We start from the raw sequence: 412 nt of genomic DNA on the forward strand, positions 1-412 counted from the left end.
TGAATCGCCCCTGGTTTCGTAGACACCTCCAAGCCTCATAATGAGGCCCAAATAGGAGGTGCCATGAGTCGTCAGCGTTACCCCGAAGAGTTCAAGATCGAAGCGGTCAAGCAAGTGACCGAGAAAGGCAAACCCGTCGCCGATGTCGCCCAGCGCCTGGGCATGTCCGTACATAGCCTTTACGCCTGGATCAAGGTCTACACCAAGCCCCAAGAGCAGCGTCAGCAAGACGACGATCAGCAGGCCGAATTGCGCAAGCTACGCGCTGAACTCAAGCGCGTGACTGAAGAGCGAGACATCTTAAAAAAGGCCGCCGCGTACTTTGCCAAGGAGTGCGGCTGAAGTACGCCTTCATCAAGAAGCACTCGACTGATTACCCGGTGCGGCGCCTTTGCCAAACCCTCAAGGTGCA

General features: G+C 56.3%; 1 pseudogene. It reads left to right on the top strand.

What is annotated here, in order from left to right:
* Positions 1-63 precede the first annotated feature (63 nt).
* A pseudogene (locus L6D80_RS29900) lies at positions 64-412 on the top strand (transposase); the annotation flags it as partial.

The sequence above is a fragment of the Pseudomonas ceruminis genome (genome assembly GCF_021602025.1).
GTDB classification, from domain to species: Bacteria; Pseudomonadota; Gammaproteobacteria; order Pseudomonadales; family Pseudomonadaceae; genus Aquipseudomonas; species Aquipseudomonas ceruminis.